14 protein-coding genes are annotated in these 17,327 nt (G+C 31.2%); 4 read left to right on the top strand and 10 right to left on the bottom strand.

What is annotated here, in order from left to right:
- Positions 1 to 4: 4 nt before the first annotated feature.
- Both GCL60_RS01670 and rlmN read right to left on the bottom strand, forming a co-directional pair.
- Positions 5 to 1,108, bottom strand: coding sequence for a tRNA dihydrouridine synthase (locus GCL60_RS01670; RefSeq protein ID WP_153418124.1), 1,104 nt, complete (start codon positions 1,106 to 1,108; stop codon positions 5 to 7).
- Positions 1,105 to 2,181, bottom strand: coding sequence for a dual-specificity RNA methyltransferase RlmN (gene rlmN, locus GCL60_RS01665; RefSeq protein WP_153418123.1), 1,077 nt, complete (start codon positions 2,179 to 2,181; stop codon positions 1,105 to 1,107). Before rlmN ends, GCL60_RS01670 begins: the two co-directional genes overlap by 4 nt.
- 141 nt (positions 2,182 to 2,322) lie before the next feature.
- On the opposite strand from rlmN, the gene GCL60_RS01660 reads away from it, so the two are divergent.
- Together GCL60_RS01660 and GCL60_RS01655 are read left to right on the top strand one after the other, a co-directional pair.
- Positions 2,323 to 4,560 carry a DUF4301 family protein gene (locus GCL60_RS01660; protein WP_153418122.1) on the top strand — a complete coding sequence of 746 codons (2,238 nt, stop codon included), beginning with the start codon at positions 2,323 to 2,325 and terminating at the stop codon, positions 4,558 to 4,560.
- Positions 4,514 to 5,035, top strand: a complete 522-nt coding sequence (locus GCL60_RS01655; protein ID WP_153418121.1) for a hypothetical protein — start codon at positions 4,514 to 4,516, stop codon at positions 5,033 to 5,035. The genes GCL60_RS01660 and GCL60_RS01655 overlap by 47 nt, the downstream gene beginning before the upstream one ends.
- Here GCL60_RS01655 and GCL60_RS01650 read toward each other — a convergent pair.
- Genes GCL60_RS01650 through GCL60_RS01625 form a run of 6 tightly spaced genes read right to left on the bottom strand, consistent with a single transcriptional unit; the run spans position 5,009 to position 11,006 of the window.
- Complete coding sequence (locus GCL60_RS01650) at positions 5,009 to 5,971, bottom strand: DMT family transporter (protein ID WP_161998036.1); 963 nt, start codon at positions 5,969 to 5,971, stop codon at positions 5,009 to 5,011. The two genes, GCL60_RS01655 and GCL60_RS01650, sit on opposite strands and share 27 nt — an antisense overlap.
- Before the next feature lie 43 nt (positions 5,972 to 6,014).
- On the bottom strand, positions 6,015 to 7,340 hold the full coding sequence (locus GCL60_RS01645; protein ID WP_153418119.1) for a glutamate-cysteine ligase family protein: 1,326 nt from the start codon (positions 7,338 to 7,340) through the stop codon (positions 6,015 to 6,017).
- Positions 7,341 to 7,378: 38 nt separating this feature from the next.
- On the bottom strand, positions 7,379 to 7,801 hold the full coding sequence (locus tag GCL60_RS01640; RefSeq protein ID WP_153418118.1) for an ExbD/TolR family protein: 423 nt from the start codon (positions 7,799 to 7,801) through the stop codon (positions 7,379 to 7,381).
- 3 nt (positions 7,802 to 7,804) lie between these two features.
- On the bottom strand, positions 7,805 to 8,449 hold the full coding sequence (locus GCL60_RS01635; protein WP_153418117.1) for a MotA/TolQ/ExbB proton channel family protein: 645 nt from the start codon (positions 8,447 to 8,449) through the stop codon (positions 7,805 to 7,807).
- A 23-nt stretch (positions 8,450 to 8,472) separates the two neighbouring features.
- A complete protein-coding gene (locus GCL60_RS01630) occupies positions 8,473 to 9,726 on the bottom strand; it encodes an aldo/keto reductase (RefSeq protein WP_153418116.1) in 1,254 nt (417 codons plus the stop codon).
- A gap of 14 nt (positions 9,727 to 9,740) precedes the next feature.
- The gene (locus GCL60_RS01625) at positions 9,741 to 11,006 is read right to left on the bottom strand and encodes an ABC transporter permease (RefSeq protein WP_161998035.1); all 1,266 of its coding nucleotides are present in this window, start codon (positions 11,004 to 11,006) and stop codon (positions 9,741 to 9,743) included.
- 262 nt (positions 11,007 to 11,268) lie between these two features.
- Between GCL60_RS01625 and clpB the strand changes: the two genes are divergently transcribed.
- Both clpB and GCL60_RS01615 read left to right on the top strand, forming a co-directional pair.
- Positions 11,269 to 13,872: an ATP-dependent chaperone ClpB gene (gene clpB / locus GCL60_RS01620; RefSeq protein ID WP_153418114.1), complete on the top strand. Its 2,604-nt coding sequence runs from the start codon at positions 11,269 to 11,271 to the stop codon at positions 13,870 to 13,872.
- Between the two features lie 224 nt (positions 13,873 to 14,096).
- On the top strand, positions 14,097 to 15,887 hold the full coding sequence (locus GCL60_RS01615; RefSeq protein ID WP_153418113.1) for a leukocidin family pore-forming toxin: 1,791 nt from the start codon (positions 14,097 to 14,099) through the stop codon (positions 15,885 to 15,887).
- Here GCL60_RS01615 and GCL60_RS01610 read toward each other — a convergent pair.
- Together GCL60_RS01610 and GCL60_RS01605 are read right to left on the bottom strand one after the other, a co-directional pair.
- The gene (locus GCL60_RS01610) at positions 15,869 to 16,597 is read right to left on the bottom strand and encodes an aspartate/glutamate racemase family protein (protein WP_153418112.1); all 729 of its coding nucleotides are present in this window, start codon (positions 16,595 to 16,597) and stop codon (positions 15,869 to 15,871) included. The two genes, GCL60_RS01615 and GCL60_RS01610, sit on opposite strands and share 19 nt — an antisense overlap.
- A gap of 23 nt (positions 16,598 to 16,620) precedes the next feature.
- Positions 16,621 to 17,325 (bottom strand): hypothetical protein, encoded by a 705-nt coding sequence (locus GCL60_RS01605; RefSeq protein WP_153418111.1) that lies wholly within the window; start codon positions 17,323 to 17,325, stop codon positions 16,621 to 16,623.
- Positions 17,326 to 17,327 lie beyond the last annotated feature (2 nt).

The following is a 17,327-nucleotide window of genomic DNA, read 5'->3' as shown; positions in this document are numbered from 1 at the left end:
TTTATTAGGCATCCATACCTTCATCACCGACACCCCTGTCCAAATTTCGATCCATTTCATATTTTGGATCATAATCACTTGTTATTTCTTGAGAAAATCCAGTGAAACGAATAAAATCTTTAGGCGTTCGCAAAGCATAATCTTTTAAAATTTCTCGAGCTTGTGTTAAATCTTCTACTCTATTTAATAAATCACGAACCCCTTTGCTAGAAGGGAACCCTTTTGTGTACCAAAGTAAATGTTTACGAGCTAAAATAGCGGACAGTTTTGTTTTGCCATAATGCTCTTCTTGATAGCTAATATGTCTCATAACGACGTCAAACCATTCTTCAAATGTAGGAGACAAAGAAGTTCCTGCTAAAATTTCAGAAAAAATCCAAGGGTTTCCTAATGCGCCTCGGCTCACCATGACAGCATCGCATCCTGTTTCTTTTTGCATTTTATCAGCAGAAGAATAACAAAAAACATCGCCATTCCCAACCTTAACTACTTTTTGACTTAAGTTTTGGCCAACTGACATAGCCGATTTAATCCCATTTAAATCACAGGGAGTGGAATAACTTTCAGAACGGGTTCTTCCATGCACAGTAAACATGTCTACATTTGCGTTAATTACACGTTCTGTTGTATTTTCAACATTTACGTTTTCACGGGTGTAACCCAAGCGGTATTTGGCAGAAAGAGGGCGTTTGGTAGATGCTCGAGAAGATAAAACAGTTTCTGTAATACGTTCTGGGTCTTTTAATATAGCACTTCCACACCCTGCCCCTACCACTTTACGAACAGGACACCCCATATTTATATCAATAGTATTAAATCCTTGACCATCTAACACAGTTACGGCATGTGCAACTTGACTGGCAATAGGGCCTGTTACTTGAACTCCAAGAACAGATTCTGTTTTATGCCTAGCCATCATTTCAAAAGTACGTTTATTATTATAAGAAATTGCAGTGGCAGAAAGCATTTCTACATAAGTTAACCCAGCACCTAATTCTTGGCATATTCTCCGAAAAGGAATATCTGAGACTCCAGCAAGAGGCGCTAAAAAAACTCTATTTTTAATATGAAGATCGCCAATCATAATGGCTTGGTTGAAAAAACTCATTCTTTAATTGCCTTGTCTTTAATAAGCTGTCCACAAGCAGCTTGAATGTCTCTACCTTTTGAAAGACGAACCGTTGCTACCATTCCCGCTTTTTTTAATTCTTGTTGAAATGCATAAACTCTTCCCAAGTCAGGTCTTCTATAAGAAGCCCCTTCATGCTCATTTAAAGGAATTAAATTAATTTTAACCGAAACATCCTTTAATAAAGAGACAAGAGCTTCTGCATGTTCCTTTGAATCATTAATACCACGAAGTAAGGTATATTGAATCATAAATGAACGACGTGACCCATTTTTTGAATGTTCTTTAATAGTACGAACTACTTCGGTTATGGGATGCTTTACATTTACCGGCATGATTTTACTTCTTTCCGCTTCAAAGGGAGAGTGCAAAGACAAAGCCACGGCTACTTTTGTATTTTCCAAAACCTGATTTAAAGCTGGCATTAAACCAACTGTACTAATTGTAACCTTATTTGGAGAAAAATTTAGTCCTAGATTATCGCAAAAAATATGAGTACTTTCTATTACATTATCAATATTATCGAGTGGTTCCCCCATTCCCATATAAACAATATTTGTTACTTGTTTATAGGAAGATACCTGAAAATTGGGGTTTTCTGCTTTCCACTTTTCGGCCAAAATAACTTGGCCTACAATTTCTTCTGTTGTGAGGCTACGTAATAACCCCATACGACCCGTTTGGCAAAAACGACAAGCCTGAGCACAACCAACTTGTGTAGAAATACACTGTGTAAGCCTGCCTCTTTCTGGAATGAGCACACTTTCTACGAGCCTACCGTCTTTTTTTAAACGCATAGCAAATTTAACAGAACCATCATGTGTACTAGATTGTAGTTCATGTATTTCCAATGGGATATTAAGGTCATAATGATTTAAAAACCATTTTCTAACTTCTTCGCTAAGTCCTTCAAAATCTACGTCTTGAATAGGATTTTGTTTATATATTTTTCGAAAAAGTTGTTCTGCTCTTAACTGAGATTTTAATTCGCCAAAAGTATTGGCAATATCTTGTACAAGTTTGCTGCGATTTTGACCAAAAAAGGATTTCATTTCAATTTATTCCCATCATCACTTCACCAAAATGGTGATTCTTTATCAAACAAAGTATAAAGAACTGGTCAAGAGGTTTTTGCCTAATTTAGATATTCTTGATAACTTAATCTTGGATTCTATTTTTATAGGAGATAATGAATGCATTTAGAAAGTGATGTAAAAATAAATAAAAAATCTGAACAATCTAGTCCAATTTCTTCAGAGCTTTTATATGAGCACCAATTAGATTTCGAAAGAATTTCAATTCATCACTCAAGAATTCTTCAAGCATTAAATAAACAAATAAACACCACAATTCCTATTATGGGAGCCTGTACAACAAGTAATGGTGGTATTTTATCATGGAAACAAATTACAAGAATACTTTCCTCTACTTATCATCCTATGTTAAGAAAATTTCAAAAAAGCTCAATGAGTTATTGGAGAAATAATCATTTAGTAACATGCATTCCCGCAGCAGGAGCTGCATCCCGATTTTTTAGTGATATACAAAAATTCACTATAATTATAGAAAATAAAATCCCTGAATTTAAAGAATTATGCGAAGTATTTAATCGCGATAAAAAAACTAAAAATATTTCTTTTGAAAAACGAAAATCAATACAAGAAATTTTAATAAATCATAAAATATCTCCTGAGTTATCGTCATTATTTGAACAAATAGAAGATCAAGAATCACCAAATATAAAAAACTTATGCAATTCCTTTTATCATTTTTTAAGTGAGATACTTTATAAAGGAACATCATCAGTTATAAAAATGGATTATAAAATAAGTACAAATAAAGATTCTACTTCTTTTTTTAATTCAGAAAATTATTTAAGGACACCATGGAATTATTCAAACTTAAATAATAAAATAAAAAAATATTCCTCAAGCAATCAAAATCTAAAAAATGAGGGTAATAGTGATCATTGGATGGAAAGAATCAATCCTCAATCAAATATACATAAAAAAGACCAAATAGAATCCGAAAAAAATCATATTTATATTGGAAATCATGAAGAAAGCATTCTAAAAGCTTATGCTGTTTGTAAAATTTTATTAAATCAATATGGATCTCTTCCAAAAGCTTTAGTACCGACAACAAATGAAGGCGATTCTTTTTTAATGCTCAAGCTTTCAGAGCAAATAAAATTATTACCTTGTTTAGGAAATGTTCTTGTTGTCCCTACCAATATGAAAAAAGAATTTGAAAATCAAATTCAAACTCTAACTTCTCAAATTCAAGAAAGTACAATGGATATCTTTACTTTACGTAACAGCCCATTTGCTCCTGAATGGTTAAAAAATAATAGAAAAAATTCGGGGCAATGGTTTATTTTAGAACAAGGTAGAGCCCTCTCAACCATTCGTTTTAATATGGACGGAACTCCTTTTAAAGATGAAGACGGAAAATATACACCTGTTTCTGCAGGACATGGAGAACTTATCCATCTTTTTGATAAAATAGCGGATGAGTTTCCTTCGGCTGAATGCTTACATATTCGAAATATTGATAACGTAATTGGAACATCAAATGACCGCTCAGATGAGCTTAATGTACCTGCTGAAGCTTTTCGTATTGTGCGAGATTGTATCGAATATTTAAGAGCTAAAATTGAAGATTTATTATTTTCAGAAAATAAATGTGAAATATCTTTAAGAATTCATGACAAAATATCTTTACAAGTATTAGATTATTTATCCCAATTTATTGATAATAATCTTGCTCAAGAAGGTTTAAAAATTTGTTACGATAATAAAAATAATTTTAATGGAATTCCATTTCAAGCTTTTCATAAAATTATTGGGAATTTATTTCACTGGCAACCACTTTCTCCATCGTTAAATGAAATTGAGTCTTGGGAACAAACATTAACTTGGATGGAACAACCCATTTCTATTTTTGGAGTCGTGAGAAAAGAAGTTGCAGATATTGGAGGAGGACCTATTTTTGCCACACTCCCAGATGGAACTAAAATTAAATTATGTATTGAAATGCCACATTCGAGTGAAGAAGATTCAAATGAGTATTTTGGATCAAGAGGCAAATCAACGCATTTTAACCCTGTTCTTGCATTTTTCGAACTCAGAACAAACAAGAGGTCCTTTGAAAAAGAAAACTCTATAGGAAAAAAAGTAATTTATTCTAAACTTTTTGACGAACGCTTTTGGTTATTAACGAAAAGGGAATACAAAGGAATACCTGTATGTTATCATGAAACAGTGCTTCATGAACTAATTGGAAATTCTGCAACAACAAACTTAATTTTCATTGAAGTTCCTCGTACTCTATTTAGACCTCATAAATCTTTTTTTGATTCCTTAGGAAATGACAGGCGCTCATATGGTTTTGACGAAACTTTGGCAACTTCCGAAACAAGAAACTTTTAATATTGAGCCACCAAATGAAAAACAAGGAAGAATATTTTTTACGGAATTAAAAAAACAATTAGAAAAAGATATTATTTTTTTACGCAGCCAAAAAGATCTCGGAAAAGAATTATTTTTTAGTCAACTTAAAATATCTTTTGGAGACTTATCTTCAGAAATAAACTTAAAAAACAAAGACTCCATTGAAAATAAAAACTATTTATTTCTTTATATCCCAGGAGAAGCTGGGTTTTTAATAGAACCGAATTTTAAAATAGATACTTTTTATTTATATAGAGCGACAAAAGTTTTACAACAATTAGATTCAGGAAATTTAGAATCACCAAGAATACCTATGTTTATATTAAAAAGTGGGATCATTGAAGAATTTAAATTACTTGATGAAAATTATGTGCGTGTAAAAGAAAATAATAAAACTCTTTCCGTAAAACAAATGAGTGAAATGTTATTACTTTTGGCGGATTCGTTGGAATAATATTTTAGAATTATCACCAAATCTTACTCCAAGATAAATTGATAATAAAACACAAATCATACCCATAAAAGTGTAAATTTGTATTGGCTCATTTAAAAACACGATTGCTAAAATGGCAGAACTAATAGGTATAACACCCGTCATTAAGGCTGCTGTGTTGGAATCAATTTTTGAAATACCACGATTATAAAATACGTAAAATAAAGCACCACTAAAAAGGCCTACAAAAAAACTAAACAACCAGATATTAGAATCAAGTGCAAATATATTTACTTCATTTAAGCTATAAATGGCAAATGGTAAACAAAAAAGTCCATTAAATAAATTAATGAATAAACCTGAAATAACGGGTGACACCTTAATTTTAATCATTTTAGCAAAAATCGTAAATAAAGCTTCAGGAATCATAGCTAAAAATACAATAAAATTACCTAACCAAACTTTAGAAGAATCAAAATTAATTGAATTATTATGAGTTGGTTTACTTAAATTTAATATTAAAACCCCAAGAACAACCAGAAAAATACAAAATACATGAATTTGTTTTAATGGCTGTTTTAAAAAGAAAAAGGAAAAAAGAACAATTATTGTAGGAATAGAACTTCCAATAATTCCAACAGAAGTTGCCGTTGTCTTATCCATGCCACACATGTATATAAAATTAAAAAAGACTCCTCCAGATAAAGCCATTAATAAATAAATAAACCAATCTTTTTTAGAAAATTTTTCTTCCGTTAAATAAAACTGAAATTTAGATTTCATTAATAAAGAAACTGCTAAAAGTATAAGTACACCAAAAATATATCTAAGTTCTAATAAAAGCATAAGAGGTGCTTTTTCAATTAGATATTTATTTAAAATAATATTTACACCAACAAAAGAATTGGCTATTGTCATCTCAGTGACACCAATCAAATAATTATTCTTTTTTTGCACTTTCTTTATACCTTCTACAGAAATTTAATATATAAAATTAAATTTAAAAAAGATTTTTAAGAAACTCTTGAGAAGGCTTAGAAGTTATATTTTTAGTTACAAATTCTTTTGCGCTTTTTGCTTCCCAATAAGACTCTTTTAGTAGAAGAAAGTTTTTATAGGCAAGAACAGCTTTCATACCCTCGAATTCTTTATGTTGATTTAAAATATCAACAGCAAAATCTAATAAAGGATTATATAAGTGCGAAAAACTTGAATTTGAATTAAAAACATTTTTTACATCTACTTTATTTTTCTTAAGTAAATCCCAAACATCTTGCCTAATTTTTTTGGTTTTGGCAAGAGCATGAAAGAAGGCAATGGGAGCTAATGTATGTTCAAACGGTTGAGCATCTATATGGCGTATTTCAAGGAAATCTCTCAATCTCAAATGAGGAAATAACGTACCCAAATGGGTTTCCCAACTTGTTATATCTGGAAAAATGCCTTTGTATCCATTTTTTAACCAATTTTCAAAATTGAGTTCATTAAATAAAGGCTGCTCTTTTATAGGCAATCCTTCTACATAAAATACGTTTGCTTTACGCGCCCACTCTGCATAAGCACATTCCGAGTTTTCTGCAAAAGGCATATTTATTGGAATTCCAGAACGAGTCGGATCCATTTGATTCCAAATTTCTTGTCTTTCCGAATAAAATTTACTTTTTTTTCCTTTTATAAAACGAGAATTGGCAAATAAATTTTGAGTGATTGGGACTAAAACTAAAATAAGATCAACAGCATCTTGCCAATTTTCATCTCCAAAAATATCTAAATTGGCTTGTACAGTAGCACTATGTCTCATCATATCGACACCACGCACTTGCGGTGCCGATTCAAAGTAACGAGTCATGATTTGATAACGTTCTTTAGGAAGCACTAAAGGATGATCATCTGCTGCGATAGGATTTGTTCCATGAGATAAAAAAACAAGTTCACCATCAGATGCTTCTTCTAAAATTTTTAATCCTTTTGTAACGTTTTCAATTAAATCAGATAATCTTTCATACGGGGCCGATGAAAACTCAATTTGCCCACCTGGTTCTGCACTAATATTTCCACCTTGTTTAAAAAAAACATCTGTAATTAAAGACGAAGATTCATCATATTTTATTTTAATAGGAGTAGAAATTTCAGCGACACGTTTTAATAATATTTGCACATCCATTTTTGAACCATTTGTTCCAATGGGAGCAAGGGTATTTGAATCGTAGGCGTGCATTTCCATTTCTAGCCCAATTTTTTCGTTACCTTCTCTTGTTCCTTTAATAGGTTGTGTCCATACTCGGGAACATATATTTTCATTCATTAAAGCTTTTTGATTTAGCATTGCTCAGGCTCCATAAAAAGGGCAATTGGAGCCTCATCTTATTTTTTTTGTGTGGCGGGATCAAGTTGTAAAGCAAAATCTGATACCCCTTCTGAGCGAAGAGCATCCATTGCAACAACAACAGAATTATAAAGAGCACTTTTATCAGCACTTATCATAGCAACAACTTTTACTTTACTTTGAGTAGCATCACGTGCTGCTGATTTTAATTGATCTATTGTCACCATTTTTCCATCAAGCATAAATTCGCCATCTTTATTAATGGAAATATTAAAAGTTTTTTGATTTTGTAATTGCTCCGCAGTTACAGCTTTAGGTAATTCTAGTTTCATTCCTTTATTTACAATAAAATGTGCTGTTACCATAAATATAACTAATAGAACTAAAACAACGTCCACAAATGGAGTAATATTTATGTCAACAATGGGTTCATCATCACCACCACCAATTTTACCTGCCATTTTTTAGCCCCCTTTTCTTTGATTAGAGCCTAAATGGGTCATTACAATTCTAGAAGTTGCATCACTATTTGCCATTTTCTTTTTAATCGCACGATTGAAAAAGTTAAAAGAAACAACTGCAGGAATAGCAACTAAAATGCCAAGCGCTGTCGCAACAAGTGCTTCCGAAATAGACGCCATAATGACCTCAGGACCAGGAGCTGCCGCGGTTGATAAAGCATGAAAGGCTTCAATAATACCAATAATTGTTCCAAATAATCCTAGAAAAGGTGTGTTACTTCCTAAAGTACCAAGAACAACAGTGCCTCTTTCTAATCGTGTTTTAGCTGCAATCATTGTTGCATTCATAGATTCTTCTGCTGCTTTTAAATTATCTTTACTGCGCTCTAAACCAACTGCCGCAACATTTGCTTCCAGCATTTTTTGTCCAGAACACCAAGCAGATGTTTGCTCAATTGGCTCAGAAGAATTTAATCGTTCCGTTAAATTTTTAATAAACTCAGCAAAATCACCTTTCATTTTTTGAAAAAAGATAATGCGATCTATTATAATTGCTACGTTAATAACACTACAAACAATTAACAAATACATTACCCATTGCGGACCCGTTGCAAGAGCAAATTTAGAAAATTCTTGGGTAAGATTCATATAAAATCTCCATTTTAAACACACTAAGTACTAAATTCAAGGTTTTCATAAATACCGTACAAATGCTCTCTTGCTCTTGGCAATGAAGGACGAGCAAGAGCTTGCTCAACATCATCAACATAATGTTCTTTTCGAACACCACATAAAACACTTGTTACTCCAGGATACCAAGCTAACGTTGAAACTACAATTTGGGATAAAGTTGCATCGTCGTAACCCAATACATCAGCTAATTGTTCTTTAGCAAGACGTTCCAAATCGGAAGCTAATTTTGACCAATTTTCAAGACCAAGTTTCATTCCAGCATCTAATTTATCCATATCTTCTTTGTTTACTTGCGGTCTTGTCAATCTAATAAGTCCATCATTAAACATGGCATTAAAAGGTCTATTTAACATAACACCAATGTCATTCTTTTGTGCATAGGAAAGAGTGGATTCACCTAAATCTTCTATGTCATAAAATGCGGGTGAAACTTCTATCCAGTTCATAGGAAATTGAACTACTTTAAAATTTGGATTTTCAAATATAGATTTTGCAACCTCATGAACTTTTTTTATTGAAACTGAAGAATATTCTTCTTGAGGAGCTCCTAAATTATTTGAGCTAATTCCATATGCTTTTATTTTTCCAGTTGAAACTAATTTTTCAAGTGCGATAAAACTTTCTTTTAAACGACTATAAAATAAAGCTCTTGCTTCTTCTACATCCATTCCATCTAGTTCAAATCTTTTTAACATATATTCAGGGTTATGAAGTAAGTAAACATCAATTGTCTCAAGGCCTAATCTGCTACAAGAACGTTCTATTTGGTCAAAAATAAAATCAGGATGAATACAATGCCATGTTTCGTCACCAAATTTACTGATTTCTTGAAATCCGTTACCTTGTAATTCTCTAGATTTTGCTAACTCAATATTTGAAGCTTGAATATAACCAACTTTAGAAACAACAACTATATTTTCTCTTTTAATTATATTTTCATTAATTAATTTCGTAATTGTTTTTCCAATCAACATTTCCGATTGTCCATGTCCATAATTAGAACTGGAATCTATTAAATTTAATCCTTTACGAAGAGCACTCTCTAGTGCATTTACACAATCCGGAAATCCTAAGTTTTTAGAAAAGCCAATGCGATAAGTACCAAATCCAACGGGTGTTACACTAGGGCCTCCTTTATAAAGAACTCTTCTTCTCGATTCAAAAACGCGGCCTAAAGATTGACTTGAAGGTTTTGTCCCCTGAGAAGTCGCAAACCCGATATGAGTTGTCATAAAATATTACCTTTCTAATTTCCTTGATTTAAGCCATGCATTGGAGAAACTCTTGATGCTTTCCATGCTGGATACAACGCCCCAATAAAGGATAAAAAAATTGATGTAAAAAATGCAAAAATAATAAGTTGAAAATCAATATGAACTGGGATTTTTTCAAGATAATAAAATTTTTGAAAATCGCCTAAATAAATACCTGAAAATATTTTTAATATAATAAGTCCACAGATTACACCTAATGTGGAACCAAATATTCCTAAAACAATTCCTGAATAAACAAATGTGCTTATGACTAAAGATTTTTTTGCGCCTAAAGCTCTTAACAATGCAATTTGTTTTGCTCTATCCATTACAGTTAAACTTAATGTAACAATAATATTAAATCCTGCTACAAATGATATAATAAGAACTATTAATTGAATTGCGGTGCCATCTCTTTCAATTTGCTCAAAAAGTCCTGTATGAAGCTGTTGCCATGAAATGACATTATAAGGAATTTCTAAATTTAACTTTTTAGATACCAAAAGTGCTTGATCGGGGTTTTTCATACTAATTTCAATTCCACTTGCCCAATTAAGAGAACCAAATAGTTTTATCCCATCATCAAAATTCATAAACACTTGTTTTTTATCAATTTCAGAAAGTCCAGTATCAATAATACCTGTAACATATAGTTTATTATAACGAACACCTAAAGTATTTCTCTCCGAACCAAATGTCATTAAGGTAACTATGTTACCTATTTTAGCATCTAAACTTTCAGCTAATTCTTTTCCTAAAATAACATGAGGCAGAAATTCTGGTTTATTTCCTTCATCTAAGGTGTTTCTTTTTTGATCTATCAGTTTGCTAGAAACATCTAAAGTTTGAAGTGCATTTTTAGGATGCATATATGGATTTAAATTAGATGCCGATGATGATTTTGTTCCTTCTATAGCTCTTATATATACTGCAGAAGTTTGCCTTCCTAATCCCATTATAGATTCTTGATAGATAAAGTTACTCATTGAATTTAAAGGAACATTTATTAATTTTTTTAATTCTTTTTGAAATTCATTAGGATTATTAATACCGGAAGAAGAATAAATTGTTAAATTGGGGTTAACGGATGAAATGATATTTTTTATTTCGGATTGGAAACTATTTAATACCGTAATCACCACTAAAAAAGCGGCTACACCAAATGAGATTCCAACAATAGAAACTAAGGAAGTAAAGCTCAAAACTTTTGAGTTTTTTTTGCAAATAAAATTAAGTGCAAGCCTAAATAAAAGATTCACTTCAATTAACCTCATTTTGTAAATAAAACATCATAACACCAAAAAACTTCATAAGATAATTTGGAGCATTTCCCAAACGATGGTTTACCATATTCTTTTGTTTCTTAAAGAGGCGGCTTTCAAAAAGATATTTACTACTTTCTTGTTACTAGGTCTTGACAAAGGTTCCTCTGGATAAATCTTAAAATGATAGGAGTTGCCAAATACTTCTTTCTAAAATTTGACTTTTTAGAACTCCCTAAATTTCAAGGAGATAATCAACATGGCCTTAAATCTGACTCACCGCGCTCAAAATGCAATAAATGAAGCCCATACGATAGCAAAAAAAAATGGTAACCCAGAACTCACGCCCGCTCATATCCTTCAAGTCATTTTTACGGAAGAAGAAGAAATCATCCGTATGACTTGCCAGCATCTAGGGCTAAAAATATCAACAATATCAAATGAATTAAAAAAAATTATCGATCTCCTGCCCAAGGTTTCGGGTGGGAATGAGCCGACAAGCGGACCTTTTTTATCCTCATATATGGAATCAATTGATAAATTTAAAAAAGAAATGCAAGACGAGTTTATCTCTATTGAGCATTTTTTAATTGCGGCGCCAACATGTAAACAACCTTCAGTAGCTAGTTTATTTTCAAAAAATAATTTAGACACAAATACCCTTCAAAAAGCAATATTAACCATAAGAGGCAACAATAAAGTGACTGACCAGAGCCCTGAAAATAAGTTAGGTGTACTTGAAAAATACGCTCGTGATTTAACTAAACTTGCTGAAGAAAATAAACTTGACCCTGTTATTGGACGCGATAGCGAAGTACGTCGCGTGATCCAAATTTTATCACGCCGTACTAAAAACAATCCTATTTTAATCGGGGAACCAGGAGTTGGTAAAACAGCAATTGCCGAAGGCTTAGCACAACGTATTATTCGTGGTGATGTGCCTGAAACCTTAAAAAACAGAAAGCTATTAAGTTTAGACATTTCCGCAATGGTGGCAGGAGCAAAATTTAGAGGTGAATTTGAAGAACGCTTAAAAGCTGTTTTAAAAGCTGTTCAAGATGCTGCTGGAAAAATTATTCTTTTTATTGATGAAATTCATACCATGGTAAAGGCAGGTGGTGGCGAAGGATCCATGGATGCAGGCAATATGCTCAAACCAGCTCTTGCTCGAGGCGAATTACGCTGTATCGGTGCGACAACTCTGGACGAATACCGCATTATTGAAAAAGACACGGCTTTGGAACGTCGATTCCAACCCGTTATGGTCAATCCACCAAGCGTAGAAGACACTGTTACTATTTTACGCGGATTAAAAGAACGTTACGAAATACACCATGGAATCCGAATTAAAGACAATGCGTTACTTGCTGCTGCTACTTTATCAGACAGATATATAACAGATAGATTTTTACCAGATAAAGCCATTGACCTAATAGATGAAGCTTCAAGTAGATTAAAAATTCAGTTAGATAGCGTCCCTGAAAAAATTGATACGATTGATCGTAAAATTTCATCTTACAAAATTGAACTTGTCGCTCTCTCTAAAGAAACAGACTATCAAGCACTTGGCAGAAAAGCTGAAATTGAAAATCAATTAAGAGATCTTGAGACAGAGGCTAAAAAACTTCGCGAAAAATGGCAATTGGCTAAGGGAAGCGTGAATGAAATTAACAAACTTAAAAAAGATTTAGAACAAGCTCGAGTCAAAATGGAAGACTTTGAAAGAAGAGCAGACTATGCTCGCGCCAGTGAAATCAAATTCGGAGAAATGCCAAAACTCCAAGAAAGACTTCGCAATTTAACTCAAAATTCATCAGAAAATCCAGATTTAAAAAATGATGAAAGTTCTGTTTACTTAAAAGAAGAAGTAGATGCAGAAGACATTGCTACCGTTGTTTCAACATGGACAGGAATCCCATTAAATAAATTATTTTCTGCTGAGCGCCAGCGTTTACTAAAATTAGAAGATGAGCTCCGTGAAACTGTTGTAGGACAAGATCACGCCTTACGTTCTGTTGCTAATGCCATTCGCCTTACCCGAAGTGGTTTAAAAGATCCAAATAAACCAATGGGATCTTTCCTATTTTTAGGGCCTACTGGAGTTGGTAAAACAGAAACAGCTAAAGCGCTTGCTAAAAGTTTATTTGATACCGAAAAATCTATGATTCGCATAGATATGTCTGAATACATGGAACAACATTCTGTTTCTAGATTGATTGGCGCTCCTCCAGGGTATGTTGGTTTTGAAGATGGTGGTCAGCTCACAGAAGCGGTACGCCGTAAACCTTATACCGTTGTGTTATTTGATGAAATTGAAAAGGCACACCCAAAAGTGCTAAACGTTCTTCTCCAAATGCTAGACGATGGCCGCTTAACAGATGGCCAAGGAAGAACCATTAATTTTCAAAACTGTATTGTGATAATGACCAGCAATATAGGTGCTCATCGCATTTTGGAAGCGCCAGCTGACCAACGTAACAACGAACAATTAAAACAAGCTGTCATGGAAGAATTACTAACACACATGCGGCCAGAATTGTTAAACCGTATTGATGAAACTGTTATTTTCAATGCACTTGGTGAAGATGTCATTGAAAGAATTGTAAGCATTCAAATAGGTAGACTCAATAATAGACTTTTTGCACAGCAACATATGAACCTTGAAGTTGATCCTGCCGTTGTAACTACGATTGCTAAAGAAGGATGGGATGTAAATTTTGGAGCTCGACCTTTGAAACGCGCTCTTCAAGATCTCATTGAAGTTCCGCTTTCGATGGAACTTCTTGAAGGTAAATTTGCTGAAGGGGATACCATTCATGCAAAAGAAGACCAAAATAATATTATTACATTTTCTAAAAAATAAATAATATATTTCGATTTTTACGGCTTCCTTAAAATTAAATTATAAGGAAGCTTTATTTTTTAATTATTTTAAATTTTATTCTTTAAAAAATATATTTTTTTAATTATCTTCATTTTAAATATCTTATTGAATACCAATTTCTACTTTTCAATTTTAAAAAAAATAATCATTGCAAAAACAATATTTTAACAATATAAACTCGAAAACACTATATGGAGTAAAATATGAAAAATAATATTCAAAATAAATTGATATTTGCATGTCTATTTTCTTTAATATTTTCAAACTGTGGAAAAAAAACAGAGAATACAAATAGTAAAAATCAAAACAATGACGATAATTTATCAGAAGTATATAATAAAAATTTTGAAAACTTAGATTTAAATAATTATCAAGAACAATATGAAAAAAATAAAACTATAATAATAAATAATGAAAAAGAAGAAAATTCAGAAAAATACAAAATTATAATGGAAAAACTAGGAGGAATTAGTTTTCAAGGAAATTTAATCATATTAAAAAAAATGAAAGAAGGACCTAAATATATTGTATTTCAAGAAACTCCGACAAAAAAAGAATTAAATAAATATTTAGAAAAATTAAATAAAAAATCCTATAAAACGAATTCTACCTTAGTCAGAAACGATACAGGTATTTCAGAAACTTTTGAAATATCTTCGGCAACTGTTTCCTTAGTTAAAAAAAATATCTCTTGCCCTATGAAATTATATTCAAATGATGATGAAACAAAAGATTATTGCGATAGGAATGCTTCTCTTGAATTAAATTATAAAATAGATATGTCTGGTTCAAAAGCAACTATGAAAGAAGATCCTAAAACGGGATTAATGATCAAAACAGATAATGCAAAATATATTTTAATGACAGTGTCCCCTGAAGAAGAAGGAGGTACGGGGTGGCATATTGCCAAAGAGATTAATCAGGGGTTTAACCGTTGGAATGTGTTATTAACAAAAAGAGATTTTGTAGGACCATATGCCAATAAATATAATTTTTGGATTAAAAATACTACAAATAATCGAGAAGTCCATTTAGTAGAAACATTTCCACAAAATACAAACCCAGGAGCATCAATAACAAAAACAAATGGAATGACAGTAGGTATCTCTGGTGGATTAAATGCAGGGACATCAAACGCACATCCTTATGCTGTTGTAAATTTAGGTGCATCTATTCAAGTTTCCGATTCAAGAAATGTTTCTTATGTTACACAAGAGTATACAATAGAAAATGCCAGCTATAATAATATAGCAAGTTGGATTTGGGACTCAAAAGTAAATGATAAAATATGCGATTATATTTCAAGAAAAAGTTTTAATTCTTGCCATTATACAGAAGCAATCTGGAAAAAAAGTTGGACAGCAAATAAAAATAAATTTTCTGCTATAAGCCACAAATCGTTTACGCCCACTTTTCAAGCAATCTATAAAACAAATAAAAATAATGTAGGAAAATCGAATTTTGAAATGGGAACAAATGTAGAAACAGGAGTTATCTTAGGGAAAAAGACTTCACTAGGATTTATGTCTTATGTTAGTATTCAAACAGATAATTATAAAGCTCCTGATATAACTCAAAACTTTTCTGTCGATTGGAGCTCACCTTATTTTGCTGCAGAACAAAATATAAGACTTCAAAATATGTCTGAAACACAAAATACAAAATGTATTTTTGCACAAAAAAATAAAATAGTAACAGAATCTGAATGTGATGAAAGTAGAGGACAAATTTGGGGATATGATAACGAAGAAAAACAATTTAAAACAAGAATTGAAAATGATTTTTGTTTATCCGTTAATCAAGATAACTTTATAGAAGTAAATTCATGCAAAATGAATAATAATCAAAAATGGATTTTAAATTCAGATGGGTATATCCAATTAAATTCTATAAGTAATAAAGTTATTGGGATAAATTCGGATAAAAGATATATTCTCGTCGACAAAAACTCAAATAGTGCAATTAAATTTGAAGCCTATAAAGCTTTTTTATAATAATTTAAATCTAAATTTAAACAGCTTTTAATACAAGAAAAAGCAAGTATATCATTTGCATCAAATATTGGAATTATATTTTTTCCAATTTTATTATCTAAAAGCAAAGACAAATCTGAGAAATCAGTAACAATACTATCACAATTATTTTCTTCGCAATGTGTATAAATATTTTTCCATATTTTTTTAGAATGATTTGAAAGGCCTGTTTGTTTTGTTGATATCACGAGTTCATTTACTAAATTTTGCAAAGTTTCATCATAAAAATAAGAAGTTCCGATAGAGTTCAATTCATTCTGATAAAAACTATGATACATAGTTCCATCATTTATCAATAAGGCAGGTTTTTTATAATCATTTGAAATTAATTTTGCAACTTCTGTTGCCATATTTAAAATTGGGGCTTTAATTAAATTTGAAATATAATCAATATAAAAACAAGTATTACTACCAATAATTAAAAAATAATCAAAATTTGCATGATTATAATTTTCTAACAACAATTTTATAGAATTTTTTGTTTCACTTTCATTTGTTTTCTTATTATAAATAATATTATTAGATAAAGTCAAAAAAACAAAATTTGGGAAATAAAATTCTTTATTATGATTATTAAAACTTCGAGAAAAGTATGTAATTTTCTCTAAAAATGAAATTAGAATGTGTGGTCCAGACAGAGATAAAGCACCTATTACTAATTGAGATTGCATTTTAAATAACCCCTTATTTTAATTTAAAACTCCCAGCGAAATGATATTGGTAAAATTTTTGTTTCTATTAAGTTTTTTGCTATATTGCCACCAACCATATCTATAGTATAAGAATAAATAAATTCAATATTTGGTGAATAAATTAAATGCTCTTTTAATTTTTTGCCATATAAAAATCGAGTGGCAATATTTACCCCTGCTTTTTTAGTCATAAGAGTTGTAGAGTTATTAACCGTATTTTGAATTATGTCATACTCATAAGCGATTCTAAAGAATAATTCAAATAAATCCTCATCATTAAAATTTGGATAAATAAAAAAATATGGCCCAATTAAAAAATTAGATTCTAAAGTTTCATTTAAATTATTACCTTCTCCAAGAGTTTTTTGACTGCTGTTTACTAAACCATAAAGTCCTAATTCCAATTTTTTATAAAATTCTTTGCCAATTAAAAGTGAACCTTCTGTAGAAGAATTATATGGATTCAAAGCAATATTTGGTCGAATATTTATGTCATTTATTTGAAAACAAAATCCAATTGCAGGCCTGCCTGTAAATATTTGATATGTATTTCCTGAACTCTTTGAATTATCAGACAATATCAATTGATAATCATATAGAAATCCATCAATTTGCATATAATTACATGTAGATGGAGGTGTAATTGATTCCGCATATATACAAAAATTTACCATCAAAAATATGCATAAAATTAAAATATTTTTCATTT

The sequence above is a fragment of the Silvanigrella paludirubra genome, assembly GCF_009208775.1.
GTDB lineage: Bacteria > Bdellovibrionota_B > Oligoflexia > Silvanigrellales > Silvanigrellaceae > Silvanigrella > Silvanigrella paludirubra.
Note: the sequence above shows the minus strand (reverse complement) of the source record. Positions and strands in the feature narration are given on the sequence as shown.